Raw genomic sequence first — 25,095 nt, 5'->3', positions numbered from 1 at the left:
CGCCCACCCGCCTACAGCTTCACGAACCGCTGGATCTTCCGCGCCAGCCAGCCGCTGAACACCAGCGGTGCATCCAGCGCGGACACGCAGATGCAGGGCACACCGGGAGCCGTCACCGGTTGATGCTCGACGTCCTCATCCAGATCGGCCATGTCGCCGGGGGTGAACAGGCCCAGGGCGTCGTTGTAGGAGCCCTGCAGAATCTGGGTCAGTTCCGAGCGGCCGTGGCTGTGCATCGGCAGGCACTTGCCCGGGGCGATCTTCAGCATGATCAGCGACGGCATCCTGTCGGCGCGGATGCAGTGCACCCCGGGCGCCATCCAGCGCCACGGCAGGCTGCGCAGCGAGTGCCCGAAATACGGATGCAGCGATGCCGGCAAGGCGTCAGGATCGGCGCCCGGTGGGCTCCGGTCGCCGGGCGCAGGCGCGCGGCGCGCAGCGGCCTCGCCGGCAAGGTCCAGCTGTGCCAGCATGGCACCCCGCAACTGCGCGTGCCGCGACTCCAGCGTCACCGGCTGGGTCTGTTCCAGCAACGCCGCGCCGATGGCTTCGGCCTCACGCAGCCGCTGGCGGCAGTGTGGGCATTGCTCAAGGTGGACGCCGGCCACCACGCTCAGCGGCGCCGGCAAGGCGCCGGCGGCGTAGCTCATCAGGGTGGATTCGTGCAGGTGGTGGCGCGGGCTCATGCGCGCCCCCCTACCCTTGCCTGCAGTTGCAGGAACGCGCGCCGCAGGTGAGATTTCACCGTTCCCAGCGGCATGTCCAGCGCCTGCGCGATCTCGGCGTGGCTCTTGGCCTCGAAATAGGACATGCGTACCAGCCGTGCCTGTACGGCAGGCAGTTCGCTGATGCGCTGGCGGAGCCGCATCTGGTCGGCGAACTGTTCTGCGCTGCTGCGCTCCACCGGGTCGGTGCAGCTCGCTTCTTCAACCGCAGCCTGCACCTGCATCCAACTGCGTTCACGGCGCACACGGTCGATGTGCAGATTGCGCGCAATACGGTACAGCCAGGTGCTCAGCGCGCCCTGCGCCGGGTCGAAATCGGCCGCACGCAGCCACAACCGCAGCAGGCATTCCTGGGCCAGTTCCTCTGCCACGGCAGCAGGCGCGCCCAGGCCGCGGAGGTAGACGCACAACCGCGGCATGAAATGGTCGTAGATGCGCATGAAACAGTCGCGGTCACGCAGCCGCGCCACGCCGTCCATGTCGCCGGTCCAGTTCGTCGGCTCGTTGCTCGGCTGCTGGGAACTGGACACGATGCGGGCGGCGTCGAAGTCAAGGGAGGTGGGGGCGGCGTCAGGATACATCTGCGTTCGCGGGGCGCGGGTGAAGGTTCCTCTCCTCTACGTCAGGAGGGCACAACTGGATGCAGGCCACATCTGCATCCATCTGCCTGCGCCCGCCGTAGGCTCTGCACCCCCCACCGGAAGCAAGCCCATGCGTATCCCCTGGCTCCTGCTGTGCCTGCCCCAGGCGGCCTGGTCCGCCCCGATGCTGCGGACCGAGGGAGCGGCCAGCCTCGCCGATGGCACGCCAGCCTATCGGGAGGTGCACTGGATGCAAAGCAGCGAAGACGGCGCCGAACGCTGGGTCGAGTATCTCTGCCCGGAGGGCACTCCGTTCGCCCGCAAGCGGCTGCCCCCCAGCCGCCAGGTGCAGGCCCGCGGCTATCAGCTGCAGGACCGGCGCAGCGGCCAGGAGGCGGCCGTGCGCCTCGATGGCCGCGAGGTGCGGGTACTGTGGAAGGAATCGCAGTCCGCCACGACGCGCACCGGCGAGCTCGCGCTGCCCGACGGCGCGGTGATCGATGCTGGTTTCGACGCCGCGGTCCGCCTGCATTGGCAGGCATTGATGCGCGGTGAGGTCGTGCGCATGCCCTTCCTCGTACCGGGCCGGCAACGCTTCTTTCCGGTCAAGGTTGTCCACCGCGGCGCTGTGCGCTGGCAGGGCATCGCCGCGCAGTCCATCGAGGTGGGCCTGGATGCCTGGTACGGAGGCGTCGCGCCACGCCTGACACTGACCTATGCCGATACCGATCGACGCCTGCTGGAGTTCCGCGGCACCAGCAATCTGCGCGACGCACAGGGCCGCTATCCGCAGGTCGTGGTGCGCTTTGCCACCGCACCCGAGCCGCGCGACGAAGCGCTGTGGCGGCGCGCATGGGCGCAGCCCCTGGTCGCCGCCTGCGCCGTTACGAGGAAGTGAACTCCACATCCTCTGCATCCAGATGCCTCGATCCTGCGTAGAGGATGCATACGCCAACCCGGATCGCATGATGGCCGCTGTCGAGTCCCCTCCCCGCCGTCGCCTGCTGCGCACGCTGCAACGATGGTTCGACACCGGCAGTGCACCGGACGCCGTGAGCGAGCGCGGCGAGCGCATCGACTGGCTGCGCGCGGTCCCCTTCGCGCTGATGCACCTGGCCTGCCTGGCGGTGATCTGGGTCGGCATCTCGTGGACGGCCGTCATCGTCGCTGCTGCGCTGTACGCGGTGCGCATGTTTGCCATCACGGCGTTCTATCACCGCTATTTCTCCCACCGCACCTTCCAGGCCTCGCGGGCGGTGCAGTTCGTGTTCGCGGCCATCGGTGCCGCCAGCGTGCAGCGCGGTCCGCTATGGTGGGCCGCGCATCATCGTCATCACCACCGCCATGCCGACCAGCCTCTGGATCCGCATTCACCGCGCCAGGGAGGCTTCTGGCGCAGCCACATGGGTTGGTTCCTGACCCGTGATGCCTTCGCTACCGATCTGTCGCGGATACCGGATCTGGCGGTCTTCCCGGAGCTGCGTTGGCTGGACCGCTTCGATACCGCGGTGCCGGTGCTGCTCGCTGCCGCGCTCTATGCCGCCGGGGCGGCGTTGCAACGGTGGGCGCCGGCATTGCACACCGATGGGCCGCAGCTGCTGGTGTGGGGCTTCTTCATCTCAACGGTGGTGCTGTTCCACGCCACCGTCACCATCAACTCACTGGCACATCGCTTCGGCCGCCGTCGTTTCGATACCCGTGACGACAGCCGCAACAATCTCTGGCTGGCATTGCTGACCTTTGGCGAAGGCTGGCACAACAACCATCATTTCTTCCCCGGCACGGTGCGCCAGGGGTTCCGCTGGTGGGAGGTCGACCTGACCTGGTACGGCCTGCGCGTGATGGCGCTGCTGGGCCTGGTGAAAGGGCTCAAGCCGATCCCGGGCTGGGTGCTGGCCAGGGCGAGGTACTGACATGCGCATCGCCATTGTCGGATCGGGCATCGCAGGGCTGGCCAGTGCCTGGTGGCTGGACGGAGAGCACGAGGTCACGCTGTTCGAGGCAGGCGACCATCTGGGCGGCCATACCCACACCCATGAGGTGGAGGTTGAAGGCCGTCGCCTGGCCGTGGACACCGGCTTCATCGTCTTCAACCCACTGCATTACCCGCTGCTGACGGCCCTGTTCGACGAGCTGGGGGTGGCCTCGCAGCCCACCACCATGAGCTTTTCGATGCACAGCGAGCGCAGCGGAGTGGAATACAACGCCACCTCGCTCGATGGCCTGTTCTGCCAGCGCCGCAACCTGGTCTCGCCACGCTTCTGGGGCATGCTCTCCGACCTGCGGCGGTTCTATCGTGATGCGCCACGATTGCTGTCCGAACCGGAGGGGCCGACGCTGGGGCAGTACCTGCGCAGCCAGCGCTACGGCAGCGCCTTCGTCGAAGAGCACCTGCTGCCGATGGCATCGGCCTTGTGGTCCTCGCCCAGCGCCACCGTAGAAGCGTTCCCTGCCCGCTACCTGGCCCAGTTCATGGCCAATCACCAGATGCTGCAGATCCGCGGACGCTCGCCGTGGCGGGTGGTCAGCGGGGGCTCTGCGCGCTATGTCGATGCACTGCGCCGGCGCTGGCGGGTGCATGAGCGGCTGCATTGCCCGGTGCATTCCATCGAGCGCATGCCGCACGGCGTGCGCGTGCGCAGCGCAGCGGGCGTGGAGGGCTTCGATGAGGTGATCCTGGCCTGCCACAGCGATCAGGCGCTGGCGCTGCTGGGCGATGCGGACGCCGCCGAGCGCGAGGTGCTGGGCGCCATCCGCTACCAGGCCAACGAAGTGGTGCTGCATACCGACGCTGCGTTGCTGCCGCGCAACCGCAAGGCCTGGGCGGCCTGGAACGCGCACGTGCCGCGCGACCCTGCAGCGCCTTGCACGGTCAGCTATTGCATGAACCTGCTGCAGGGCCTGCCGGGTCGCACGCCGCTGGTGGTCACGCTCAACCGCAGCCAGGCCATCGATCCAGACAAGGTGCTGCGCACCCTGCACTATGCCCACCCGGTACACGACCACGCCGCAGTGCGTGCGCAGCAGCGCTGGGCCGAACTGCAGGGACGGCGCCATACGTGGTTCGCAGGGGCCTACTGGGGCTGGGGCTTCCACGAGGACGGCATCCGCAGTGCGCGGCAGGTGGTCGATGCGCTGCGCGCTCAGATGCAGCAACGGCTGGTGCCGCTGCCGGGCGGGGTGGCCGCGTGAGCGCCAGCGCCCTCTACTTCGGCCATGTGCTGCATCGCAGGCACCAGCCGCACCCCCATCAGTTCCGCTACCCGATCGCGCAGCTGCTGCTCGATCTGGACGAGCTGGATTCGGTGTTCGCCGGCCGCTGGTTGTGGTCCGTGAACCGCCGCAACCTGGCCGAGTTCCGCCGCAGCGACTACTTCGGCGATGCGGCCAGGCCCTTGGCCGATGCCGTTCGTGATCATGCCGCAGCCGCCCTCGGCCATCGCCCGGCCGGGCCGGTGCGCCTGCTGACCCATCTGCGCTATGGCGGGCATGTGTTCAACCCGGTCAGCTTCTACTACTGCTATGCCGCTGACGGCAGCACGCTGGAGTGCATCGTTGCCGAGATCACCAACACTCCGTGGAAGGAGCGCCACGCCTACGTCCTGCCGGCGGCGGCGGCCACCCGCGAAGGCGCCTCGCTGCGCTGGCAGTTCGACAAGTGCTTCCATGTCTCGCCGTTCATGGCAATGGACTGCCGTTATGACTGGCGCTTCAGCATGCCCGGGCAGGATCTGCGCGTGCACATGCAGGTGCTGCAGCACGGCGCGCGCCAGTTCGACGCCACCCAGACCCTGCGGCGCCGTCCGTTGGACGGACGCGGCCTGGCACGCGTACTGGCCTGTTATCCGCTGATGACCGTGCAGGTGGTGGCAGCCATCCACTGGCATGCGCTGCGCCTGTGGTTCAAACGCAACCCCGTGCATGACCACCCTTCCCTTGCCGAGAAGCCCCGATGAACGACGTGACCCCTTCCGTGGCGCTGCCCCGGCCTGGCGCCCTGGATACCTTCCTGCGCCGGCGGCTGCTGGCACAGCTGGCCCCGATGCGCGGTGGATGCCTGTGCGTACGCGATGCCCTGGGCGAGGTAAGGCTGGGAGAAACGGACGCCGCGCTGCGCGTCACGCTGCACATCGACGATCCGGCCTTCTTCCGTAGAGTGGCGGCGCAGGGCAGCGTCGGCGCCGGCGAGAGCTACATCCTGGGCGAATGGCAGTGCGATGACCTGGTCGGGCTGGTGCAGCTGCTGGTGCGCAACCGCGACCTGCTGGACGGCATGGAGCACGGCCCGGCCCGTATCGGCGGTTGGCTGCTTCGCGGGTGGGGCCGGTTGCGCCGCAACAGCCGCGAGGGAAGCCGCCGCAACATCGCAGCGCACTACGACCTGGGCAATGATTTCTTCAGCCTGTTCCTGTCGCCGGACCTGATGTACTCCTCCGCCCTGTTCGCCAGTGAAACCGAGTCGCTTGAGGCCGCCTCGCTGCGCAAGCTGGAGCAGGTCTGCCAGCAGCTGCAACTGGGCCCCGAAGACCGGGTGATCGAGATCGGCACCGGCTGGGGCGGTTTCGCCCTGCACGCCGCCCGCCATCATGGCTGCCATGTCACCACCACCACGCTTTCCGCCGAGCAGCATGCGCTGGCCACACAGCGTGTGCACGCCGCCGGCCTGCAGGACCGCATCACGCTGTTGATGCAGGACTACCGTGACCTGGACGGGCAGTTCGACAAGCTGGTGTCCATTGAAATGATCGAGGCCATCGGCGCTGAGTATCTGGACACCTACATGGCCACTCTGCAGCGGCTGCTGAAGCCTGATGGCCTGGCGCTGCTGCAGGCGATCACCATCGAGGACCATCGGTACGAACAGGCGCGGCGCAGCGTGGACTACATCAAGCGTTACGTATTTCCAGGCAGCTTCATTCCTTCGATCAACGCGATCATGGCTGCCAAGACCCGCGCCAGCGATCTGCAGCTGATCGCCCAGCGCGACTTCGGCCATTCCTACGCGCTGACCCTGCGGGCCTGGCGCCGCCGCTTCCTGGCCCAGCGGGCGGCGGTGCAGGCGCAGGGGTTCGATGAGCGGTTCTGCCGCCTGTGGGAGTTCTACCTTGCGTATTGCGAGGGGGGCTTCCTGGAGCGCTCGATCGGGGTCTCGCACCTGCTGATGGCGCGGCCGGGTCACCGGTGCAGCCTGGCGCCAGGGCGGGAAGGCTGAGATGCGCCGGGCCTGGGTCAACCTGGTCGGCAACCAACTGGTCTGGCTGTGCGCCGTGGCCGGCGCCGGCCGCGGCTGGCAGTGGCCCGCGCTGCTGGGTGCAGCCCTGTATGTCGGCAGCCAGCTGTCGAGCTCTCCGCATGTCCGCCTGGACCTGCGGTTGATCCTGCTTGCGATGGCATGCGCCTGGCTGGTGGATGCCAGCGCCGCCGCCAGCGGCACCGTGCGCTATGCCGCAGCACCGCTGGGCTGGGCGCCGCCGCCGTGGATCCTGTCGCTGTGGGCGGCGTTCGCCATGACGCTCACCTCGTCGATGCGCTTCCTGCAGCGCCACGCTGCGCTGCCGTTCCTGTTCGGCCTGCTGCTCGCACCGCTGGCCTATCTTTCCGCCGCGCGGGGCTTCGGTGCCGTGCAGTTCATGGCGCCGGCCTGGCACGGCGTGCTGCTGCTCGGCGCAGGCTGGAGCATCGCCCTGTCCGTGCTGTGCCTTGCCGCCCGGCGCTGGTCGCCCGCGACGCCGCGGCCACCGCTTGCGGGGGTGTCGCCATGAGCGCGCTGCTGTGGGTGCTGCTGTACGCGGCACTGATCATGTGCTGGGGCTGGGCCTGGCAGCGTCGCCACCGCAACATCGGCGTGGTCGATGTGCTGTGGGCCAAAGGCGTGGGTGCATCGGCCCTGCTGCTGGCAGTACTGGGCGACGGCGCGCTCGCGCCCCGTGCAACGCTGGCTGTGCTCGGCGGCCTGTGGGGCAGCCGGCTCGCGCTGCATCTGTGGCGTCGCGTGCGCAGCGAAAGCGAGGACGGGCGGTATCGTTATCTGCGTGAGCACTGGCAGGGCGATCAACGGCGGATCTTCGGCTTCTTCATGGCGCAGGCGGTGCTGGTGGCCGTGTTCGCCCTGCCCTTTGCTGCCGCTGCCGCCAATCCGCGCCCGGGCCTGTCGCCCTGGCTGCTGGCCGCCGGAGGCGTGTGGCTGCTGAGTGTGGGCGGTGAGGCACTGGCCGACCGCCAGCTGGCGCGCTTCCGCGCCGATCCGGCCAACCAGGGACGGACCTGTCGCGCCGGCCTGTGGCGGTACTCGCGCCATCCCAACTACTTCTTTGAATGGCTGCACTGGTTCAGCTACGTGCTGTTGGCGGTCGGCTCCCCGCTGTGGTGGCTGGCCTGGTCCGGGCCCCTGCTGATGTACGTGTTCCTGCGCTACCTGAGCGGCATCCCGTTCACCGAGAAGCAGGCCCTGCGCAGCCGCGGCGACGACTACCGCGACTACCAGCGCAGTACACCGATGTTCTTCCCATGGTTTCCCCACCGTTCCCAGGAGCCCCAGAAATGACCGCCACCGCTTCATTGCCCGCCAGCGACGGGAAAGAGACCGGCCTGATCGCCTGGGCCGAGCGCGGCCTGGTACCCGATGCGGCCCTGCGCGCGGGTATCCGCCGCCTGTGCGCGCAGCGCCTGCATGACGAAGCGCGCGGCGGCATCGAGGCGCAGTCCGCGCGCTTCCGGCAGCGCATTGCCGAACTGGCCGGCAGCGCGGTAGCGCTGCATACCGACGCCGCCAATCGCCAGCACTACGAGGTACCGGCCGCCTTCTTCCAGGCCTGCCTGGGCAAACGCCTGAAGTACAGCAGCTGCTATTACGCCAGCGGCCAGGAGACCCTGGACCAGGCCGAAGAGGCGATGCTGGCGCTGTACGGCGAGCGTGCTGCACTGGCCGATGGCCAGCAGATCCTGGAGCTCGGCTGTGGCTGGGGCTCGCTGACGCTGTGGATGGCCGAGCGCTATCCGAATGCGCGGATCACCGCAGTATCCAACTCGCACAGCCAGCGAGCGCACATCCTGGCACAGTGCACTGCACGTGGGCTGGGCAACGTCGAGGTGATCACCTGCGATGTCAACCAGCTGGCGCTGCCCGATGCTGGATTCGACCGCTGCGTCTCGGTGGAGATGTTCGAGCATGTGCGCAACTACCCGCAGCTGCTGCAGCGCATCGGCCGCTGGCTGAAGGCCGATGGCGCGCTGTTCGTTCACATCTTCGCGCACCGCACCCTGATGTACCCGTTCGAGACCGACGGCGGCGACAACTGGATGGGCCGCCACTTCTTCACCGGCGGCCTGATGCCGGCGGCCGATACCCTGCTGCATTTCCAGCGCGACCTCCGGCTGGAGCAGCGCTGGCTGCTCGATGGCACCCATTACCAGCGCACCGCCGAGCATTGGCTGGCCAACCAGGATGCCGCACGCGAGCGGGTGATGCCGGTGCTGGTGGCCACCTACGGCGAGGCCGCCGCCCGGATCTGGTGGCAGCGCTGGCGGATGTTCTGGATGGCCTGTGCCGAGTTGTTCGGCTATGACGGCGGCCAGCAATGGCTGGTGGCTCACTATCTGTTCCGCCCCCGCTGAGGTGACCCATGCGCCTGCTCTCCCTGCTTCCTTTGCTGGCCGTGGGCCTGTTCGGCACCGGCTGCAGTGCCCAGGACACCCGCCCGCTGCCACGCCCACCCTCGGTGGATGTGCCACGCTTCATGGGCGACTGGTACGTGATCGCGCACATTCCCTCGTGGCCGGAGCGCGAGGCTTACGATGCGGTCGAGAGCTACGCGCTGCGAGCGGACGGGCGCATCCAGACCACCTTCACCTACCGCAAGGGCAGCTTTGCCGCCCCGCAGCGCTCGATGCACCCGCTGGGGCGCGTGGAGAAGGATGGCCAGGGCGCGGTCTGGGGCATGCAGTTCGTCTGGCCCATCCAGGCCGAATACATCATTGCCTGGCTGGACGATGACTACAGCCAGACGATCGTAGCCCGTAGCAAGCGCGACTACGTCTGGTACATGGCGCGCACGCCGAAGGTGTCCGAGCAGGACTACCAGCAGGCCGTGCAGCGGATCGCGCAGATGGGCTACGACGTCCGCAGGCTGCGGCGCGTGCCGCAATCGATCCGGTAACCGGCAGGCGACGCGCGTGCTTTGCCCGCACGTGGCGGTGCGGGACAGGTCGCCCCGCTGCTGGACATGGACAACCAGCGCAAGGTGCGCCGCGTCGATCATCCACCGTTTCGTGCAACGGGCCACGCTGTGCAAGCAGCACGAGGTGATCCGGACCCTGCTGCCACAGCCGCTTTGAGCCGTGGCATGCAGGCCTTCCGGGCGTGCACGTCGGCCGGGCACCGGTATCGGTGCCCGCCGTTGCACCTCAGTGCAGCGGCACCTTCAGCACCGAAGGCGAAGCGGCCGGCGAACTGAAGGTCACCGTCCCGCCCAGCTGGCTGATGCCGGCGTAGCGCAGATCCACCGTGTCGATCACCAGCGTCAACCGGCTGCCGGCCGGCAGGTCCCAGCTGCTGGCCTCCAGGCGCAGGTCCAGCGTCTGCGCCTGGCCCGGCGTTGCACCGCGCAGCGTGTAGGGCTTGTGGCTGATCAGCTGGCCATTGCCGAGCACGTCTTCGGCGTACAGGTAGGCATACAGCGTTGTATTGGCGCGGCTGGGCGTCACGGTGACCCGCAGCTCGGGCGTGCCGTCGAGCCGGCGTGCGCTCCACTGCACCGGGCCCTGCCAGACACCGGCCGCCGTGCGGCCCACGAACGGAATGTAGGCCCCCGGTGGCAGGTTGATCATCTGCAGGGCGCCCGATGCCATCGCGACGCCGGAGTCGGCAGCGGTCAACAGGCCGCTGCCGATGCGATAGCTCCAGCCGTTGCTGTGGCCGTTCCCGGCCAGGCCGCCGGTGGGCAGCAGCAGGCCACCGGGTGCGGTGAGCGCGTAGCGGGCGGCGCCGTTGCCGGTGGCCTGCCAGTCGGGATATCGGCGCCAGAGACCCCTCTGTGACTTCAGCTGCACTGCGGCCTGGCGATTGATGCCGTTGTCCACGCCCTTGAGGTAGTGATCGAACCAGTCGCCGGCCTGCTCATAGACTTCATTGGGAATACCCAGCGCACCGAGCAGCTCGTTGAGCGCATGATCGCCGTGGCGCAGCTGCAGTTGCTTGGGCCCTTGCAGCCGGTTGAAGAAGTCCACCAGCTGGCCGGGCGGGAACAGGCTGTCATTGAAGGCATTGGCGAGGAACACCGCCGGCCGGTTGGCGTTGATCTCATCCACGCTGCTGGCCGGGCTGCGCTGGGCCGCGACCGGCAACAGCGAATCGACCGCGCCCTGGAAGTTGCCCAGCAGCACGTTGCGGTTGATGGTGGCCAGCTCGGCACCCGGACGCCCGGTGGCCAGCCCGGCCGCCACCAGCAAGGCGATGCCCTGCGCGCTGGGGGTGTGGTTGCTGTACAGCGAGGCCTCCAGGTCGGCCCAGCCGCTCAGGGCGGCAACCACCTTGATCCGCGGATCACGCGCGGCCGCCAGCAGACTGGTGCCGGCGCCGTAGGAGATGCCCGAGACGCCGATGCGCGCCGGGTCGGCCCGCGTGTGGTCCAGCGCCCAATCGATCAGCGCACTGACATCTTCCACCGTGGCCGGGCCAGCGATGTCGATGGTACCGCCCGACTCCCAGAAGCCACGCGAGCTGTAGCTGATGACGATGTAGCCGCGCCCGGCCAGGGATTGCGCCACGCCCACGTACTCGGCGCTGGGCACCGCCCAGCTGCTGGGCATCACCAGCAGCGGGAGCCGTCCGCTGCCTGCGTCCTGTGGTTCGATGACGAAGGCGCCCAGCGGCGTTCCGTCCCAGCTGGTGATGGTGGTATGGGTGGTCTTGACCGTGGCCGCCCAGGCGGAGGGGGCCAGGCCCGTCAGCAGGATCAACAGCAGCACCGTCTTGCGCATCGTCGTCTCTCCCCGTCGTTGGTAGGCAACGGGCTGGACCGTACCAGTGCGAATGGTGGCTGGCACCTTGCGACGCAACATGCCGTTGCCGGCATGTTGCCGGGCGCTCACTGCTGAACAGGGGGCCTCAGCCCCCTGCCAGCGTCGCGCAGCTACAGGTCGACGCCGAAGCCCATGCCCGCGGACTTCTCGCCATTGCTGAAAGCCCCACCCAGCGAGAACGAGGCACGCTCGCCAATGCGCTTGCCGTACCCGATCGACAGCGCCTGCTCACCGCCCTGGAAGCCGGCACCCACCGCAATGCGGCCGCGCGGACTCTGCGAGCCTGCCGCATTGATGGCCATGTTCAACATCGCCGAACTCATCGCGCCCATGCGATCAATACGCTGATCCTGGTGGCGCAGCCGGCGCTCCATTTCCTGGCGCAGGCCGTTGTTGTCCACCGCGAACTGGGCCAGGCGCTGATCGGTGTAGGCGTTGGCCGTGGTGACCGCCTGCGCCGATTTGGTATCGGTGTAGCCATTGGCCGAGGACAGCGTGGCGGCGCTGCTGGCATCGGTGTAGGCGTTGGCCGTGGTGACGGCGGCAGCGGCGCGGGTGTCGGTGTAGCCGTTGGCCGAGGACAGCGTCGCTGCACTGCTGGCGTCGGTGTAGGCATTGGCAGTGGTGACGGCGGCGGCGGCCCGGGTGTCGGCATATCCGTTCGCCGACGACAGCGTACTGGCACTGGCGGCATTCATCTGGTTGAGATTGACCGCATCGGTGCCCTGGGTGGCGGCGGCCACATGGGTCAATTGACGTTCGTTGCCGGCACTGCCGATCGACACGGCGTTGGCACGATCGGCGACCGAGCCGTTGCCGAGTGCCACGCTGTCGTTGGCCGAGGCCACGGCACCGTTGCCCAGTGCGCTGCTGTTGGTGCCACTGGCTTCGGACAGGCTGCCCAGCGCGGTGCTGTTCTCGCCGCTGGCGGTACTGCCGGCACCGGACGCCGTGGCGAACGAACCGGTCGCGGAACTGCCGGAGCCGCTGGCGCTGCTGAAATCGCCACTGGCGGTGCTGCTGTCACCGATCGCCGCGCTGTTGGCGCCGGACGCGGAGGCGCCCACGCCAACCGCAGCGCTCTGGTCGCCCGAGGCACTACTGGCCGCACCGATGGCGGTGCTGCCGGTGCCGCTGGCGCTGGCGCCGGTACCGACGGCAGCGGACAGATCGCCACTGGCAGCGGCGCCACTGCCACAGGCCGTGGATGCGGCGCCGCCGGCGGTCGCACCACTGGTGGAAACGCCGCCGAACCCATCGTCCAGCTGGCAGGTGTCACCGGCCCACGCCGGCGCGGTTGCCATGGCCAGTGCCACGGCAAGGATGTGCTTGTGCATCGTCTTCACGGTACCCCCGAGATCCATCAAGGAAGGTTTCCGGCGACGGCCGGAAACACTGGAGAACGGGCCGGCCCCTGCAGGACCGGCCCGTATGCTGCGCGCGCCTTACGGTGTGACGGTCAACGCAACACGAACGGCGGTCTTCGGCGTGGCCGGGTCATTGCTGCCCACGCAGACGAAGCCGGAGTAGTTGCCCGGCGCCAGTCCACCGGCGTTGATCTGCACCTGCGTGGTCTGGCTGGCACCGGCCACGATGCGGCCAAGCGCGCGCGAGGGCGTGCCGATCCAGCCGGCGCCGCAGGCGTTGCTGCCGCCCAGTCCGTAGGCCAGGCCCGGCGCACCGGCGATGGCCGACCAGGCCCCGCTGCCATCGGGATTGATGATCGCGCCGCGGTACACACTGTCGCCGCTGGTGGCGTTGAACCAGAACCAGCTGGTGGCCAGCGGTGCCCGCACCGATACCACCAGCCAGTAGCGGCCCGCAGGCAGGCTGACGTTCTGCCCGGCTGCGGCCATATCCAGGTTGATGCTGGCCAGGGTGGCAGACGTGCTCACGCCCGCGCTGCCGACGGTAGCGGTGTGCGACCAGACCGCCAGTTGCGGGCTCGATTCCGGATTGCCTTCCGGATTGCCGCCGACGTCACGGAAAATCGACCAGTTGAGGTTGGTCGACGTGGCCAGCGAGCCGCCGTTGACGAAGCCATCGGCCACGATGCGGGTAATGCCGGTGGTCTCGCCGAGGGTGAAATCGTCGGCGGACAGCTGCGCGCGCGCACCGACCGTGGCGGCATCGGTGAAACGCGTGGAACGGCGCCCATTGGCGTTGTTCGGCGCCTGCGCAACCAGCGTGCGGGTACCGACCCCGGAGTTGTCGATCTGCCATTCCAGCGGCGACCCGCCGGTGTTGGTGATCTGCAGGTTGACCGAGCCACTGCCGCCGGCCGGCAGGGTCAGCGAACTGGTCGGCGGCGTGGCGGCGATCTGCGGCGGCGGCACCGAAACGGCGATCGGCAGGCGCAGCAACGGCTGGCTGGTGTCACCGCCCTGCGGTGCCAAGGTCAGGCGTGCGAAGCGCCAGCTGCCATCGTTGGGCACCGCGCCCGTAGTGACAATCACCCGCACCGCCTTGCTTTCGCCCGGCGCCAGAGTGAACACCGACGGCGACACCACGGCGGTCAGGCCGGTGACCTTCGCCGTCCAGGTCTGCCGGGTCGGCAACACGTTGCGGAACACGCGGGTGAAGCTGCAGCTGTCCGGGCATTTGCGCTTGCCCATGCTGGCAATGTTGAGCGAAGCCACATCACCGCCGGTGGCGGGGTTGGCGGCCAGGAAGTTGGCCTTGGTCTCGTTCAGTACCAGCCCGGCGCGTAGTGCCTGATCCACCTGGATGCGACCGGCGCCCATGGCGAACGCATCGGCCGGGGTGACACCGTCCTCCTTCAGCACCTCCTGGCGCGCCGTCATCATCAGCGCCGAACGCGCTTCCTGCACGGTCCAGTCCGGTCGGGCCTGGCGCAGCAGCGCGGCCGCACCGGCATGATGCGGTGATGCCATCGAGGTGCCGTCCATCAGGCCCACCGCATTCTCCGAGCCGGTCACGCTGGTACCGGCCACCACCGCCAGCACGCGCACGCCGGGCGCGGTCACGTCCGGCTTGACCAGGTCGAATATGCCGGCCGGGCCGCGCGAGCTGAAATCACCCAGCACGTCCGGAGTGTTGCTCACCTTCGTGGCCGGATACGCGATACCACCGGTGGCGGCATTGCCGACGCTGTTGGCAAACGTGCGCAGCGCGTTGGCGTCGGCCTGGTCGATGGCAAAGGCCGGGATGGTGGCGCCAGCCACGTTGGGCAGGATCGGCGTGGGCTGGTTGTTGGCGATCAGCACCGCGATGGCCCCGGCACCGGCCGCATTGTTGACCTTTTCGCTGAAGTTGCATGTGCCACGCCGGACCACCGCAATCGCGCCCTGGAAGGAGTTGGCCGGGAATGCGGCGCAGCCATCATTGGTGGTGTCGATGCCGGCACTGACCCGCAGCGGCGTGCTGGCGGCAATCGGCGTGGTGAACGGCACGCCACCGGAGCCTTCGGTCAGCAGGATGACACTCAGCGCCGGCGGCACCACGCCGGGCCCGCTCACCGCAGCGTACAGCTCGATATCGCCGCGCCCATGGGTGGCAGCGGCGGTGCTGCCGGTCCACGGCTCCAGATGCCCCAGGGTATTCGGGCCCGGGCCGGAGTTGCCGGCCGAGGTCGCCACATAGATGCCTGCATCGGACGCATTGAGGAAGGCCAGCGACACCGCTTCACCCCACGGTGCGGTGCCGCCGGCAATGGAGTAATTGATGACATCGACCACACCGTCGGCCAGCGCCTGGTTCACGGCCGCCAGTGTCGAGGTGTTGGGGCACAGGCCACGGCCGCTGGACACCTCGGTGTAGCAGGCGTCGTAGGCAATCAGGTTGGCGCGCGGGGCGACACCGGAAATGTGGATCTGGTTGCCACGGTAGGATGCGGTGTGCGGGTTGCCGGCCGCGGTCGACGCGGTATGGCTGCCATGGCCGTTGGTATCGCCGAATCCAGGTTCCTCACGCACATCGGCCACGCCGCACTGGTTGCCCGGTGCGGTGCAGACAAAATCGTAGCCGCCGATCAGTTTGCTGTTGCAGCGCCCCTCATCGACACCGCCGGGGGCACAGGTGCCCAGATAGGTGCCTGCCCCCAGCGGATTGACGTGCTCGTAGCCATCTTCAGCGCGGGCGGTGAAGGCCGGGCTGCCGAAATTGATGCCCGAGTCGATGACGCCGACGACGATGCCCTCGCCGCGATACGGCGTCGGAGTGGCGTTCCACAGCGCGGTGGCACCGATCAGGCCCGGACCGACATCGGTGTCCTGCTCGTACTCCTTGTACTCCTCCACCAGCTCCACTTCAGGCAGCTGGCGCACCTGCTCGGCTTCCTGCGGATTCATCTGCAGCACCGAGGCGTTGATCGCGTGCTGCATCCGGCGCTCCACACGCACGCTGCGGCCAAGCGCCGCGTTGATGCGCGCTTCGTGCTGCGCCTGGCGACCGGCCAGGAAGCGCACGTAGTCGCGCGAGCGTGCGCCCTGCACCGCGATGCGCGGGGTGGGCGTATTGCCGGTGGCCGCCGCGGCGCGTGCGGCACTGGCCGAGGGCCGCAGGCGTTCCGGCGCGGCCAGGCCCTGGATGTCACCCTTGTAGGTGGCCAGCGGTTCCTCGCGGTAGACCACGATGTAGCGGTTGGACAGTTCGCCCAGGCTGCTGCCGGGGCCGGTGGCGGCCGGACCGGCAGGGTTGCCGGCGCGCGCGTCGACCGAGGGATTGCCGGTTTTCGACGGGGTGGCGGTACTCCGCACGCCGACGGTGGCGGCCGCCAGAGCGGCACCGGCGACCAGTGTCAACGCGACCCATTTGCTTCGTTTGATCCATGCATTGCGCATCGAATACCCCTTCAATGAAAGCCCGAGATGCACGCCGGCGCAGCGCCGGCGCTGTGGTGTCTGGTGCTTCAATTGCTGGTGCCGCGCGTCGTCCCCAACGCTGCACACCTCGCTGCGTCCCCGGCAGCGACCCCGACACTACCCTAAAATTTGACGTGTCGCACAGTTTTTGCGTTGCGACGGCGCGGCGCCTCGCTGTACGCCCGGGTATGGATCGCGCCATTGCCCCGCCAACGACGATCCGCCGCAACCGCTACCATGCGTGCACGCCACGTACCGAGCAGGGATGCCATGGAGTTGCGACGTTTCGCGCTGATGTGCCTGATGCCCTGCGTAATCGGGCATGCGACGGCCGTTGAAGCACCGATTGCAGATGCAGCGGCCCATGCGGTTTTCGAGGAAGCCGATGCGCTGTGCCGCGGTGACGACGGTGAGCTGTGGGGCGCGTCGCTGTGTGGGCCGATGATGCTGGTCGATGCCGCCAGCCGCCAAGTGGCAGCATCGCAGCAGGATGCGCAGGGCGCCCTGAGTGCGCGTGGCCCGATCTTTGTCGGCCAGCTGCCCGCCGATGCAATCGTTGCCAATACCGCCGTCGACTGGTCCGGCACACGCTGGACGCAGCTGCTGTGGCCGCTGCCCCCGGATGACGCGCGGCGCCGCACGCTGCTGGCGCACGAGATGTTCCATCGGCTGCAACCGGCACTGTCCATCGCCAGGCCGGCCGAGGGCGGCAATGATCATCTCGACACCCTCGATGGGCGCTATCTGCTGCAACTGGAATGGCGGGCGCTGGCGGCGGCACTATCGGCCAACGACAGCGGCATCCGACGCATCGCGGTGGCTGACGCCCTCGCGTTCCGGGCCGAGCGCCATCGGCGTTTTCCCACTGCGGCGCAGGAAGAAGCGGCGCTTGAGTTGAACGAAGGCCTGGCCGAGTACACCGGTGTGCGGGTCGGCAATCCGGCACCGGCCGCACGTATCGACGCCGCGCTGCACGATCTTCGCGCACACGTCGACGACCGCAGCTTCGTCCGATCGTTCGCCTATGCCACCGGCCCGGCGTATGGCCTGCTGCTGGACGAGGCCTCACCGCGCTGGCGCGGCGCGCTCGGCCCGCACGCCCGCGATCTCGGCACGCTGCTTGCTCAGGCGACGCGCATCGACCCTGCCGTGGGCGAACCGGCGGTGCGAGCCGCTGCCAACCGCTACGACGGCGCGGCGCTTCACCGCGCCGAAACGCTGCGCGCGCAGCATCGGCAGGCACAGATCGAACGCAACCGCGCGCGTTTCGTGACCGGGCCGGTGCTGCGGCTGGATCTGCGCCGCATGCGCATCCAGTTCGACCCCAACACCGTGCAGCCGTTGCCGGGCAGCGGTGCGGTGTACCCGACGCTGCGGCTGACCGATGACTGGGGCACGCTGCAGGTGACCGACGGTGCGCTGATGCAGAGTGACTGGAAAGCCGTGTTCGTGCAGGCCCCGGCAACGGATGGGCCGTTCCCGCAGGGCGACGGTTGGTCGCTGCAGCTCGCGCCGGGCTGGTCGGTGGTCGCGGGTGCACGCGCGGGCGACTTCATCGTGAAGGCGCTGCCCTGACCGGCTGCGCAGGCATCGCCTGGCCTTAGCACGCGCGCATTTCACCCACCCATCGGCTGATCTGACACGGCGCCAGTGCTTGCGCACTGTCACAGCTTGGGCGTTTCCTCGTTGACCGCAATGCGCCAGCTTGTGACGCTTGTGACACCGCGCGGCCTGTCCCGCCCCTTCGCCGCGGTCACGCTCCACCGCAATCGGCAGCACCCGCATTCCGCATCCGCAGTGTCTCCCCCTTGACCTCGCCACGGCCAGGCCAGGGTGGACAGCTGCGCCCTGAACCTTCTGCTGGAGAACCGCAATGCGCCTTGCAGGCTTCGTCTTCGCGTTCGTCCTCAGCGCCTTCGCCGGCACTGCCCAGGCCCAGGTCGTCACCCTCAACAAGGGCGGCTTCGTGCTCACCTACGACTGTGCCATCCACAGCGCCACGCGCTACGAGTACACGCTTACCGCCGACACCGGCTCGGCGGCCAGGCCGTCCAGCTTCTACACGGATCCGGACCTGCCGGCCGGCTGCCTGGGCCAGTCCAGCACCGCCTCCTACGCCAGCATCCGCGCCGGCTACGACCGCGGCCATCTGGTGACCTCCAACCACATGGATGACAACGCGACCTACATCCGCCGCGCCAACTACATGACCAACATCGTCCCACAGGTCTCCAGCTTCAACCAGGGCATCTGGGTCAAGGCCGAGAACGTGGCCGAGTGCTACCGCGATATCGCCCCGGTGGACGTCTACGGGGGCGTGGTCTACGGCGATGCCGCCAACGATTACTTCCTGGCCAGCCACGGCATTCCGACCCCCGAGTTCTTCTGGAAGACGATCATCACGCGCGACCCGAACACCGGCACCGCCAAGGCGATCAGCTGGATCATCCCCAATGAAGCCAGCCTGGGCAGCCTGGACAGTTACCTGGTGACCATCGCCGATCTGGAGGAGCTGCTGGGTGCCAGCTACGTGGCCATCAATGCACCGGCCTCGCTGAAGAACATGCTGCCGGCCACCACCTGGCCGCAGCCGGCCGGCTGCGACCTGGGCTGAGCCGTGCTAGGGCTGCCTCCGGGCATGCGCCACGGGGCGATGCCCGGCTCTGGCCGCTGTGGGACAATGGCGGATCATTGCAGGGCAGCCTTGTTCCAGGAGTTTCAGATGTCCCCTTATCCCTTCGATGCCGTGCTGTTCGACTGCGACGGCGTGCTGGTCGATTCCGAGCCGCTGGTGGCGCGCGTGCTCTCGGAGATGCTGACCGAGCGCGGCTGGCCGTTGACCCCGGCACAGGCCGGCGAGGTGTTCCTCGGCCAGTCCGTGGCCCACCTCGCTGGGCTGATCGAAGAACGCACCGGCAAGCCGTTCACCGAGGCATGGCTGGAGGCGTTCCGCCAGCAGCGCAACATCGCACTGGAGCGTGACCTGCAGCCGATCCAGGGCGCGCCGGAGGCGGTGCGTGCGATTGCCGCAGCCACCCACGGGCGGGTTGCCTGTGCCTCCGGCGCCGACCTGCACAAAGTGCGGCTGCAACTGGGCAAGGTCGGCATCCTCGATGTCTTCGGCGGGCACGTGTACAGCGGCCAGGACCAGCCGAACACCAAACCGCACCCCGACGTCTACCTCGCGGCGGCGGCCGCGCTGGGCGTGGATCCGAAGCGTTGCGCGGTCATTGAAGACACCGTGACCGGCGCAACCGCCGGCGTCGCGGCCGGCGCCACCGTGTTCGGCTTCAGCGAAGGCGGCCCGCACCACAGTACTCCGGAGGCACTGCGTGCGGCCGGTGCGCAGGTGATCTTCCAGCGCATGGAAGATCTGCCGGCGCTGCTGGCGGCCTATGCGGCCGACGCTGCGGCCTGAGCCTGCATCACTCCGCAGCGCCGGGCGCGACGCGTCGGCGCCTGCCTGCGTAGTGCAGCGCGAACAGGTACAGGCCGGTGAACAGCTGCAGGAACAACGGCGGCAATGGCGAATAGGTGATCCACGCCGCCGGTTCCCCCTGCCCCAGGCCACGGGCGATGAAATTGGCGATCACCGCCAGGGTGAACACGATCGAGGTCCAGCGATGCACCGGCCGCGCCCAGCTGCCGCCGCTCATTGCCGCCGCCTCGTCCCGGATCGGGCTTCGATCATCTTCCAGCCGTTGCCGGAAGGGTCACGGAATCCGGCGTCGATCGCACCGAAACGCTCGATCGGCTCCTGGGTGAACTCCACCCCCAGCGCCTGCCATTGCGCATGGCGCGCCCGGCAATCCTCCACGGCCAGCACCAGTGGCGGCATCGCGCCCTTGGCCACCAGTTGCTGCAGGGCCTGCGCGGTGGCGATGTCGTGGGCAGGCGGCCCGGGCACGAACAGGCCCAGCTGGAAACCGTCCTGGCCGGGACTACGCACGGTCAGCCAGCGGTAACTGCCGTTGCGGACGTCGGTGTGGATTTCGAAGCCCAGTTTGCCGACGTAGAAGTCGAGTGCTTCATCCTGGTCGCGTACATACAGGCCGACCGTGTTTACGGTGTTCGTCATGGGACCTCCCTCAGGTGGAGCCCACGTTAGCAACCGCCTGGCGGCGACGCTTCTCCAGAACTGCGATGTTCAGGTCCGGGCGCTGCGCGGCGCGCGCGTGGCATTCGGGAACGCGGTCGGCGCCTGCAGGGCCGGACCGCTCGCGCAGGCGTACATTGCCCGGGCTGTCGCCGGTGATGTCACGGAAGATCCGGCCGAAGGTACCGAGGCTGGCCCAGCCGGTCTGCGCCGCGATCTCGGTAACCGGCAGATCGGTCTCGCGCAGCAGCGCCACCGCCCGCTCGATGCGGCGGCTGAGCAGGTATCGATGCGGCGGCAGGCCGAAGGCCTGTTTGAAAGCCCGCGCGAAATGCGCGGTCGATACCGCACTGACCTGGGCAAGGCGCGAGACCGGCCAGTCTTCGTGGCTGGCATGGTCCATGCGGTCCTTGGCACGCAGCAGGCGCCGCAGCAGTTCGGGGCTCTGGCTCATACCGTCACCGCGCGGGCCAGATGCTGTCGTGCCGCGCGCCGGGCCTGGTCGGCCTGCTCGCCGAGCCAGTCACGGAATGCGGTGACCTTGCCGCTGCGGCTGCGCGCAGACGGGGCCACGAACCAGAAGCTGCGACCATCGCTGGCGACACCCGGATGCGCCTGGACCAGGCGCCCGCTGTCCAGCTCGGCCTGGAACAGGATCGGCGAACCCAGGGCGATGCCCTGCCCTGCGATCGCAGCGCCGATATCCAGATGCTCGGCGGCAAAGGGGCTGATCACGCTCTCCGGCGCTGGCGCGGGGATACGCCCGTGCGCGGCAAACCACAGCGCCCACCAGTCCGGCCGGCCGAGCAGCGGAACATCCAACACCCGACGGCCCAGGCCCTCTGCCGCAGGCAACAGCGAGGGCGCGCACAACGGGGTGAAAATGCTGGGAAACAGCGGCGTGGCCTGGAGCCCGGGCCACTGGCCATGCCCGTTGCGGATGGCGGCGTCGAAGCGCCCGGCAGCCAGGTCCTGCGGCTCGGCCGACAGGTCCAGTTCCAGTGCGATCTGCCGATGGCGGGCGCGGAAGCCGCCCAGGCGTGGCGTCAACCAGCTGGTACCGAACGTCGGCAGCGTGGAGAGGCGCAGATGCGAGGCGTCCATGTCCGCCGCACGCATGAAGCCGGCGCGAAGCGTGTCGAAGGCCCGGCTGGCCTCCTGCGCGGCGCTGGCACCGGCTGCGGTCAGTTCCACATGCTGCGCATGGCGCAGGAACAGGCACGTGCCGGTCTGCGCCTCCAGCCGCCGTACGTGGTAGCTCACCGACGCCGCGCTGGTGTCGAGCTCGTCCGCGGCACGGGCGAAACTGCCCAGCCGCGCCGCTGCCTCGAAGGCGCGGATAGCGACAAGCGATGGCAGCTGCCGTGGGTTGACCATAAGTGTGACTTAGCCTGAGCCCTGAAATCCGGGTGGTCAATCCCCCCTGCCACCGCAACCATGGGGCCTCCTCGGCACGGGATCACGCATATGGATCGACGGCAGTTCCTGGTCTCCCTGGCCATCGCAGCGGCGACCCGTGCCCGGGCCTCCGGGCCCGCACCGGCCTGCCCTGGCGAGGATTGGCGTTGGCTGCAGGGCCGCTGGCAGGTACGCCACCAGCGGTTGAAGGAGCGACTGGTGGGCGATACCCGCTGGGAAACCTTCTCGGGCAGCAGTGCGGTCTGGCTGACCCTGGGCGGACGGGGGACCATCGATGACAACGTGATGGCACTGCCCTCAGGCACCTATCGCGGCCTCGGCGTGCGCGCCTTTGATCCGGTGTCATCCACCTGGTCGATCTGGTGGATCGATGGACGCAACCCCGGCCATATCGAGCCGCCCGTGCGGGGACGTTTCAACGCGAACAGCGGCAGTTTCCATGGCACCGATCACCTCGACGGACGCCCCATCGACGTGCGGTTCCGCTGGCACGACATCCACGGCAAGGAGCCGTGGTGGGATCAGGCGTTTTCCGCCGATGGCGGCGTGCATTGGGAAGTCAACTGGCGCAACTGGTTCCGCCGTACCGCTGCGGCACCCGCTCCCCTTCCGGCGTTGCCCGAAGCCCCGGCAGATTTCGACTTCCTGGTCGGCCACTGGAACGTCCGCCATCGCCGCCTGCGTGACCGGCTGGTGGGCAGCGATGCCTGGGAGCATTTCAACGGAACCCTGCACAACTGGCCGGTACTGGGCGGGTACGGCAACGTGGGCGACAACCTCATGCACCTTCCTGCAGCACCGCTGCGCGGGATGGGCATCCGTGCGTGGGACGCGGGCGAGCGGCACTGGCTGAGCTGGTGGCTGGATGGCCGCGAGCCCACCCGGATCGGCGCGCCGCTGCGTGGCGCGTTCGAGGGCGGTGTCGGAAGATTCTTCGGTGATGACCCGCACGACGGTCAAGCGGTGCAGACACGCGTGGTCTGGTCACGCATCACCCCACGTTCGGCACGCTGGGAACAGGCTGCCTCCATCGACGGCGGACGCAGTTGGGAAACCAACTGGGTCAGCGATTTCGAGCGAAAGGCATGAAGGCGCTGCTGGGTACGGTGCTGCTGGCATCGATTGTGTCCGCCCCCTCACCCTCGCGGGTGCTGGCGATCCTGGGCCCGGCCGAACGCTTCGCTCCCGGCATCGCATCCACGCGCTACGACGAGGTGCGGCTGACGTTGAGCCCCGACGGCAACACCGCGCTGTGGTTCAGCCGCAATCGGCCCGGCGGGCCAGGCGGCCATGACATCTGGATCTCGCGACGCGATGGAGACCGCTGGCGTCCCGCGACGCCGGTGCCGTTCAACACATCCGGGCGCGATTTCGATCCCGCGTTCTCTGCGGACGGGCGCGTGGTGTACTTCTGTTCGGACCGCGCAGGCGGCCAGGGCGGTGACGATCTGTACCGGGTCAGCGTGGAGGGCGACGGCCGCTTCGGGCAGCCCGAGAATCTGGGGCCCGCGGTGAACAGCGCAGCAGACGAGTTTGCACCGATGCTGTCGCCGGATGGTCGCACGCTGTTGTTCTCCAGCGATCGCCCAGGCGGCGCCGGTGGGCATGATCTCTACAGCGCCGGAATGCAGGACAGCGTCGCAGCGCCCGCGCAGCCGCTGCCGGGAGACATCAACACCGCTGCACAGGAGTTCGATGCCACCTTCCTCGACGATGGCCGCACGGTGGTGTTTGCCCGCGCCCTGGACTTCGGCAGCGCACCGGTGCGCCAGTTCATTGCCTACGAGCGAGGACGCCGCTACGGCGTGGGGCATGTGTTGCCCGCCCCCTTGAACGAGGCCTTCGGCGACAGCTACGGCGCGATGCTGGATCGCTCGCAACCGAACACCTTGACCTACTCGGCGCGACGCGCGGGCGGCGAAGGGCTGGACCTGTACCGCGTCCGCTACCGTTCGGGCGAACCCTGATCCGCACTCAACGCTGCGCAGGCAGCTCCAGCCGGTGCTTGCGGCACAGCCGGTAGACCGTCACCCGCGAAATCTGCATCTGCCGGGCGCACTCGGACACGTTGTAGCCGGTCTGGCGCAGGGTCTGCAGCAGCACGTCACGCTCAGCCTGGCCGCGCGCATCGTGCAGCATCGCACCCGGCAGCGCTTGAACCGGTGCGCCCAGCTCCAGGTCACGCTCGTTGATCAGCTCACCCTCGGCCATGATCGCGGCGCGCTGCACCCGGTTCAGCAGCTCACGGACGTTGCCTGGCCAGTCGAAGCGGCGCATCGCCTGGATCGCCGCGGGCGAGAAGCCACGCGCGCGCACGGGATGGCGCAGGCGGAAGCAGCGCAGGAAGTGCTCGGCCAGCAGCTGTACATCGGCGCCACGCTCGCGCAGCGGCGGCATCAGCAAGCGCAGCACATTGAGGCGGTAGTAGAGGTCACTGCGGAAGCGGCCCTGGGCCACCGCGTGTTCCAGTTCGACGTGGGTCGCGGCCAGCACCCGCACATCGGCGCGCAACGGCTGGCTGCTGCCGACCCGCTCGAAGGTGCCCTCCTGCAGGACCCGCAGCAGGCTGGTCTGCGCCTCTGCCGGAAGATCGCCCACTTCGTCGAGGAACACCGTACCGCCCTGGGCGGATTCGAAGACACCGATCTGGCGCTTGTCGGCGCCGGTGAACGAGCCACGCTCGTGCCCGAACAGTTCCGACTGCACCAGATTGGCCGGAATCGCCCCGCAGTTGACCGCAATGAATGGCTTGCCCGCGCGCCCGGACAGTGCGTGCAGTGCGTGTGCGGCCAGTTCCTTGCCGGTGCCGGTTTCACCGGTCACCAGCACCGGCAGCTCCACCGGCGCGAACTTGTGCAGCACCGTGCGCACCGCATGCATCGCCGGGCTCTCGCCGATCAAGGGGCGCGGTCCCTGGCCGCTGCACGGCGCCTCGGCCGGCACTTGGTCCGCATCGAACTGCTGGCGCATGGCGCTGACCAGATCCTGCAGCCCGAATGGCAACGTGAAGCGTGCCAGGCAATGCTGCAGCAACGGCAGCCACGCTGCTGGCGTCGCACCGGCGCTGGGCGGCAGAACCGCCAGCCATGGCAGATGCTGGTGCTGCTCGATCCATGGCATCAGCAGCTGCAGCGCCGTTGCATCGAGGTGGCGGAGGTCCAGCACGGCGAGCAGGCGGTCACGCCCGCGCAGGCCGATGGCCATGCCCGTATCAGGATGGATGCTGCGCACGTACCAGCCTGCGGCCGCCAGCGCACTGCGCTCGATCGGCAGCGGTTCGCCAAACCAGAGTACGCAACGGGATGTAGAAGCCTCCGGGACCGCCGCCATGCTTCCCCCAGCAACCGGACACCGTCGGCGGACCATCAGGCAATCACCGGCGTGCCGCCCCCCGCCGGGACCTCTCACGGCCACCACGGCGGCCTTTGTTG

General features: G+C 68.6%; 24 protein-coding genes. 14 read left to right on the top strand and 10 right to left on the bottom strand.

All coding sequences use genetic code 11. The annotated features are described in order from the left end of the window. Positions 1-11: 11 nt before the first annotated feature. On the bottom strand, positions 12-686 hold the full coding sequence (locus ARC23_RS02135) for a ChrR family anti-sigma-E factor (protein ID WP_057495705.1): 675 nt from the start codon (positions 684-686) through the stop codon (positions 12-14). Next, positions 683-1,306, bottom strand: coding sequence for a sigma-70 family RNA polymerase sigma factor (locus tag ARC23_RS02130; RefSeq protein ID WP_057495704.1), 624 nt, complete (start codon positions 1,304-1,306; stop codon positions 683-685). Before ARC23_RS02130 ends, ARC23_RS02135 begins: the two co-directional genes overlap by 4 nt. Positions 1,307-1,436: 130 nt before the next feature. Between ARC23_RS02130 and ARC23_RS02125 the strand changes: the two genes are divergently transcribed. The 9 genes from ARC23_RS02125 to ARC23_RS02085 all read left to right on the top strand — a co-directional run bounded on the left by ARC23_RS02125 (position 1,437) and on the right by ARC23_RS02085 (position 9,462). Next, positions 1,437-2,204 carry a hypothetical protein gene (locus ARC23_RS02125; protein WP_057495703.1) on the top strand — a complete coding sequence of 256 codons (768 nt, stop codon included), beginning with the start codon at positions 1,437-1,439 and terminating at the stop codon, positions 2,202-2,204. Positions 2,205-2,274: 70 nt separating this feature from the next. Continuing rightward, a complete protein-coding gene (locus ARC23_RS02120; protein WP_057495702.1) occupies positions 2,275-3,219 on the top strand; it encodes an acyl-CoA desaturase in 945 nt (314 codons plus the stop codon). A 1-nt stretch (position 3,220) separates the two neighbouring features. After that, positions 3,221-4,498, top strand: coding sequence for an NAD(P)/FAD-dependent oxidoreductase (locus ARC23_RS02115; protein ID WP_057495701.1), 1,278 nt, complete (start codon positions 3,221-3,223; stop codon positions 4,496-4,498). After that, positions 4,495-5,262: a DUF1365 domain-containing protein gene (locus ARC23_RS02110; protein ID WP_057495700.1), complete on the top strand. Its 768-nt coding sequence runs from the start codon at positions 4,495-4,497 to the stop codon at positions 5,260-5,262. The genes ARC23_RS02115 and ARC23_RS02110 overlap by 4 nt, the downstream gene beginning before the upstream one ends. Beyond that, complete coding sequence (locus ARC23_RS02105; protein WP_057495699.1) at positions 5,259-6,518, top strand: SAM-dependent methyltransferase; 1,260 nt, start codon at positions 5,259-5,261, stop codon at positions 6,516-6,518. Before ARC23_RS02110 ends, ARC23_RS02105 begins: the two co-directional genes overlap by 4 nt. A gap of 1 nt (position 6,519) precedes the next feature. After that, positions 6,520-7,068 carry a DUF2878 domain-containing protein gene (locus tag ARC23_RS02100; protein WP_057495698.1) on the top strand — a complete coding sequence of 183 codons (549 nt, stop codon included), beginning with the start codon at positions 6,520-6,522 and terminating at the stop codon, positions 7,066-7,068. Then, on the top strand, positions 7,065-7,850 hold the full coding sequence (locus ARC23_RS02095) for a DUF1295 domain-containing protein (protein WP_057495697.1): 786 nt from the start codon (positions 7,065-7,067) through the stop codon (positions 7,848-7,850). Before ARC23_RS02100 ends, ARC23_RS02095 begins: the two co-directional genes overlap by 4 nt. Continuing rightward, positions 7,847-8,920 carry an SAM-dependent methyltransferase gene (locus ARC23_RS02090; protein ID WP_057495696.1) on the top strand — a complete coding sequence of 358 codons (1,074 nt, stop codon included), beginning with the start codon at positions 7,847-7,849 and terminating at the stop codon, positions 8,918-8,920. The genes ARC23_RS02095 and ARC23_RS02090 overlap by 4 nt, the downstream gene beginning before the upstream one ends. An 8-nt stretch (positions 8,921-8,928) precedes the next feature. Further along, positions 8,929-9,462, top strand: coding sequence for a lipocalin family protein (locus ARC23_RS02085; RefSeq protein ID WP_057495695.1), 534 nt, complete (start codon positions 8,929-8,931; stop codon positions 9,460-9,462). A 247-nt stretch (positions 9,463-9,709) separates the two neighbouring features. Here ARC23_RS02085 and ARC23_RS02080 read toward each other — a convergent pair whose 3' ends face one another. The 3 genes from ARC23_RS02080 to ARC23_RS02070 all read right to left on the bottom strand — a co-directional run bounded on the left by ARC23_RS02080 (position 9,710) and on the right by ARC23_RS02070 (position 16,128). Beyond that, positions 9,710-11,284 carry an alpha/beta fold hydrolase gene (locus ARC23_RS02080; RefSeq protein WP_057495694.1) on the bottom strand — a complete coding sequence of 525 codons (1,575 nt, stop codon included), beginning with the start codon at positions 11,282-11,284 and terminating at the stop codon, positions 9,710-9,712. 152 nt (positions 11,285-11,436) lie between these two features. Continuing rightward, a complete protein-coding gene (locus ARC23_RS21280) occupies positions 11,437-12,663 on the bottom strand; it encodes a YadA-like family protein (protein ID WP_275044120.1) in 1,227 nt (408 codons plus the stop codon). A 108-nt stretch (positions 12,664-12,771) separates the two neighbouring features. Continuing rightward, on the bottom strand, positions 12,772-16,128 hold the full coding sequence (locus ARC23_RS02070) for a S8 family serine peptidase (RefSeq protein ID WP_057495692.1): 3,357 nt from the start codon (positions 16,126-16,128) through the stop codon (positions 12,772-12,774). 291 nt (positions 16,129-16,419) lie between these two features. On the opposite strand from ARC23_RS02070, the gene ARC23_RS02065 reads away from it, so the two are divergent. From ARC23_RS02065 to ARC23_RS02055, 3 genes are all read left to right on the top strand, one after another. After that, on the top strand, positions 16,420-17,724 hold the full coding sequence (locus tag ARC23_RS02065) for a hypothetical protein (RefSeq protein ID WP_057495691.1): 1,305 nt from the start codon (positions 16,420-16,422) through the stop codon (positions 17,722-17,724). Between the two features lie 298 nt (positions 17,725-18,022). After that, positions 18,023-18,763 carry a DNA/RNA non-specific endonuclease gene (locus ARC23_RS02060; RefSeq protein ID WP_057495690.1) on the top strand — a complete coding sequence of 247 codons (741 nt, stop codon included), beginning with the start codon at positions 18,023-18,025 and terminating at the stop codon, positions 18,761-18,763. A gap of 108 nt (positions 18,764-18,871) precedes the next feature. Further along, positions 18,872-19,567 carry an HAD family hydrolase gene (locus ARC23_RS02055; RefSeq protein ID WP_057495689.1) on the top strand — a complete coding sequence of 232 codons (696 nt, stop codon included), beginning with the start codon at positions 18,872-18,874 and terminating at the stop codon, positions 19,565-19,567. Positions 19,568-19,574: 7 nt separating this feature from the next. On the opposite strand, the gene ARC23_RS02050 is transcribed toward ARC23_RS02055, so the two are convergent. Genes ARC23_RS02050 through ARC23_RS02035 form a run of 4 tightly spaced genes read right to left on the bottom strand, consistent with a single transcriptional unit; the run spans position 19,575 to position 21,622 of the window. Next, positions 19,575-19,805, bottom strand: a complete 231-nt coding sequence (locus tag ARC23_RS02050) for a hypothetical protein (protein WP_057495688.1) — start codon at positions 19,803-19,805, stop codon at positions 19,575-19,577. Then, positions 19,802-20,227 carry a VOC family protein gene (locus tag ARC23_RS02045; RefSeq protein WP_057495687.1) on the bottom strand — a complete coding sequence of 142 codons (426 nt, stop codon included), beginning with the start codon at positions 20,225-20,227 and terminating at the stop codon, positions 19,802-19,804. Before ARC23_RS02045 ends, ARC23_RS02050 begins: the two co-directional genes overlap by 4 nt. A 10-nt stretch (positions 20,228-20,237) precedes the next feature. After that, positions 20,238-20,699, bottom strand: a complete 462-nt coding sequence (locus tag ARC23_RS02040; protein WP_057495686.1) for a helix-turn-helix domain-containing protein — start codon at positions 20,697-20,699, stop codon at positions 20,238-20,240. Beyond that, positions 20,696-21,622 carry a LysR substrate-binding domain-containing protein gene (locus tag ARC23_RS02035; RefSeq protein ID WP_057495685.1) on the bottom strand — a complete coding sequence of 309 codons (927 nt, stop codon included), beginning with the start codon at positions 21,620-21,622 and terminating at the stop codon, positions 20,696-20,698. Before ARC23_RS02035 ends, ARC23_RS02040 begins: the two co-directional genes overlap by 4 nt. A gap of 90 nt (positions 21,623-21,712) precedes the next feature. Between ARC23_RS02035 and ARC23_RS02030 the strand changes: the two genes are divergently transcribed. Beyond that, a complete protein-coding gene (locus ARC23_RS02030) occupies positions 21,713-22,753 on the top strand; it encodes a hypothetical protein (protein ID WP_057495684.1) in 1,041 nt (346 codons plus the stop codon). After that, positions 22,750-23,631: a TolB family protein gene (locus ARC23_RS02025; RefSeq protein ID WP_057495683.1), complete on the top strand. Its 882-nt coding sequence runs from the start codon at positions 22,750-22,752 to the stop codon at positions 23,629-23,631. The genes ARC23_RS02030 and ARC23_RS02025 overlap by 4 nt, the downstream gene beginning before the upstream one ends. Before the next feature lie 7 nt (positions 23,632-23,638). Here ARC23_RS02025 and ARC23_RS02020 read toward each other — a convergent pair whose 3' ends face one another. Beyond that, entirely contained in the window at positions 23,639-24,994 is a 1,356-nt protein-coding gene (locus ARC23_RS02020) for a sigma-54 dependent transcriptional regulator (RefSeq protein ID WP_057495682.1), read from the bottom strand. Positions 24,995-25,095 lie beyond the last annotated feature (101 nt).

It is taken from the genome of Stenotrophomonas beteli (assembly GCF_001431665.1).
Lineage (GTDB): Bacteria > Pseudomonadota > Gammaproteobacteria > Xanthomonadales > Xanthomonadaceae > Stenotrophomonas > Stenotrophomonas beteli.
This window is presented reverse-complemented; position numbering and strand designations above follow the sequence as displayed.

What these genes read in the sequence shown, in the direction of transcription:
- ARC23_RS02060 (WP_057495690.1), top strand. Translation starts at nt 18,023, where the DNA reads ATGCGCCTTGCAGGCTTCGTCTTCGCGTTCGTCCTCAGCGCCTTCGCC.
- ARC23_RS02100 (WP_057495698.1), top strand. Translation starts at nt 6,520, where the DNA reads ATGCGCCGGGCCTGGGTCAACCTGGTCGGCAACCAACTGGTCTGGCTG.
- ARC23_RS02125 (WP_057495703.1), top strand. Translation starts at nt 1,437, where the DNA reads ATGCGTATCCCCTGGCTCCTGCTGTGCCTGCCCCAGGCGGCCTGGTCC.
- ARC23_RS02045 (WP_057495687.1), bottom strand. Translation starts at nt 20,227, where the DNA reads ATGACGAACACCGTAAACACGGTCGGCCTGTATGTACGCGACCAGGAT.
- ARC23_RS02090 (WP_057495696.1), top strand. Translation starts at nt 7,847, where the DNA reads ATGACCGCCACCGCTTCATTGCCCGCCAGCGACGGGAAAGAGACCGGC.
- ARC23_RS02105 (WP_057495699.1), top strand. Translation starts at nt 5,259, where the DNA reads ATGAACGACGTGACCCCTTCCGTGGCGCTGCCCCGGCCTGGCGCCCTG.
- ARC23_RS02040 (WP_057495686.1), bottom strand. Translation starts at nt 20,699, where the DNA reads ATGAGCCAGAGCCCCGAACTGCTGCGGCGCCTGCTGCGTGCCAAGGAC.
- ARC23_RS02080 (WP_057495694.1), bottom strand. Translation starts at nt 11,284, where the DNA reads ATGCGCAAGACGGTGCTGCTGTTGATCCTGCTGACGGGCCTGGCCCCC.
- ARC23_RS02115 (WP_057495701.1), top strand. Translation starts at nt 3,221, where the DNA reads ATGCGCATCGCCATTGTCGGATCGGGCATCGCAGGGCTGGCCAGTGCC.
- ARC23_RS02085 (WP_057495695.1), top strand. Translation starts at nt 8,929, where the DNA reads ATGCGCCTGCTCTCCCTGCTTCCTTTGCTGGCCGTGGGCCTGTTCGGC.
- ARC23_RS02025 (WP_057495683.1), top strand. Translation starts at nt 22,750, where the DNA reads ATGAAGGCGCTGCTGGGTACGGTGCTGCTGGCATCGATTGTGTCCGCC.
- ARC23_RS02065 (WP_057495691.1), top strand. Translation starts at nt 16,420, where the DNA reads ATGGAGTTGCGACGTTTCGCGCTGATGTGCCTGATGCCCTGCGTAATC.
- ARC23_RS02120 (WP_057495702.1), top strand. Translation starts at nt 2,275, where the DNA reads ATGGCCGCTGTCGAGTCCCCTCCCCGCCGTCGCCTGCTGCGCACGCTG.
- ARC23_RS21280 (WP_275044120.1), bottom strand. Translation starts at nt 12,663, where the DNA reads ATGCACAAGCACATCCTTGCCGTGGCACTGGCCATGGCAACCGCGCCG.
- ARC23_RS02055 (WP_057495689.1), top strand. Translation starts at nt 18,872, where the DNA reads ATGTCCCCTTATCCCTTCGATGCCGTGCTGTTCGACTGCGACGGCGTG.
- ARC23_RS02020 (WP_057495682.1), bottom strand. Translation starts at nt 24,994, where the DNA reads ATGGCGGCGGTCCCGGAGGCTTCTACATCCCGTTGCGTACTCTGGTTT.
- ARC23_RS02095 (WP_057495697.1), top strand. Translation starts at nt 7,065, where the DNA reads ATGAGCGCGCTGCTGTGGGTGCTGCTGTACGCGGCACTGATCATGTGC.
- ARC23_RS02135 (WP_057495705.1), bottom strand. Translation starts at nt 686, where the DNA reads ATGAGCCCGCGCCACCACCTGCACGAATCCACCCTGATGAGCTACGCC.
- ARC23_RS02035 (WP_057495685.1), bottom strand. Translation starts at nt 21,622, where the DNA reads ATGGTCAACCCACGGCAGCTGCCATCGCTTGTCGCTATCCGCGCCTTC.
- ARC23_RS02050 (WP_057495688.1), bottom strand. Translation starts at nt 19,805, where the DNA reads ATGAGCGGCGGCAGCTGGGCGCGGCCGGTGCATCGCTGGACCTCGATC.
- ARC23_RS02030 (WP_057495684.1), top strand. Translation starts at nt 21,713, where the DNA reads ATGGATCGACGGCAGTTCCTGGTCTCCCTGGCCATCGCAGCGGCGACC.
- ARC23_RS02130 (WP_057495704.1), bottom strand. Translation starts at nt 1,306, where the DNA reads ATGTATCCTGACGCCGCCCCCACCTCCCTTGACTTCGACGCCGCCCGC.
- ARC23_RS02070 (WP_057495692.1), bottom strand. Translation starts at nt 16,128, where the DNA reads ATGCGCAATGCATGGATCAAACGAAGCAAATGGGTCGCGTTGACACTG.